The following is a 1,011-nucleotide window of genomic DNA, read 5'->3' as shown; positions in this document are numbered from 1 at the left end:
GGGGGCTGACGATGTGTGATCGTTGCGGTATGCCGGTGGTGTGAGGTATCCGCAGGGTGGTGGGCTGACGCCTGAACGGCAGGCGTTTCGTGAGCGGATCCGACTGGAGGCCGCGGAGCAGTTTGCTGCTGGTGTCTCCAACGCGGAGGTCGCCAAGGACTTACGGGTGAGTGTGCGCTCGGTGCAGCGTTGGCGCCGGGCCTGGCACGATGCCGGCGCTGAGGGGCTGCGGTCCGACCTTGACCCCTGATCTTGGACACACGAGACACTGGATCCTGAGGATCTGAGAACGGACATCTCGTGGTCATGAAGAACTATCCGCCGCAGTTCAAGGCGGACGCGGTCGCGCTGTACCAGTCGCGGCCCGAGGCGACGATCCGACAGGTCGCTGCCGATCTGGGAATCAACCCCGAGACCCTGCGGAACTGGGTCCGGGCCGCCGGTGCGAGCCGGCCCCGCGGACGCCGGGCAGAGGTGCCGACCGAGCCGCCGACACCGCTGGAGGCGGAGAACGCCGCTCTGCGCAAGAAGGTCCGCGAGCTGGAGGAGGAACGCGAGATCCTGCGCAAGGCGGCGAAGTATTTCGCCGGGGAGACGCGCTGGTGAGGAGCCGTAATTCAACTACTGCTGGATCCGGGCCAATACCTCGGTTCTGTGTGACAGTTGGGCTGTTGTGGCGATTCCGGATGAAGTCCTGGCGGTGCTGGATGCGAAGTTCGCGGTGGTGCTGCCGCATCTGGATGAGCGGCAGCGCCGTCTGTATCTGGCTTCTGAGGCCGAGGCGCTGGGGCATGGTGGAATCGCGGCCGTGGCCAGGCTGGCGGAGGTCTCGGAATCGACCGTTGCCCGAGGTCGTGAAGAACTCGCGGGCGGAGCAGAGGTGTTGGGGCGGGTGCGCAGGCCCGGGGGCGGGCGCAAGTCTGCCGTCGAGCGCGATCCCGGTCTGGTGGCGGCTCTCGAGTCGTTGATCGAGCCGCGTGAGGTGGGCGATCCTGTGTCCCCGCTGCGCTG

3 pseudogenes are annotated in these 1,011 nt (G+C 67.1%); all 3 read left to right on the top strand.

From position 1 onward, the window contains the following. Positions 1 to 40: 40 nt before the first annotated feature. Positions 41 to 235 (top strand): annotated as a pseudogene (locus ABT300_RS44395) (helix-turn-helix domain-containing protein); the annotation flags it as partial. A gap of 65 nt (positions 236 to 300) precedes the next feature. Then, positions 301 to 591: pseudogene (locus ABT300_RS44390) on the top strand (transposase); the annotation flags it as partial. A gap of 82 nt (positions 592 to 673) precedes the next feature. Further along, a pseudogene (locus ABT300_RS44385) lies at positions 674 to 1,011 on the top strand (ISAzo13 family transposase); the annotation flags it as partial.

Origin of the sequence: Streptomyces sp. NPDC001027 (assembly GCF_040299045.1) — a bacterium.
In the GTDB taxonomy this organism is placed as follows: domain Bacteria; phylum Actinomycetota; class Actinomycetes; order Streptomycetales; family Streptomycetaceae; genus Streptomyces.
This window is presented reverse-complemented; position numbering and strand designations above follow the sequence as displayed.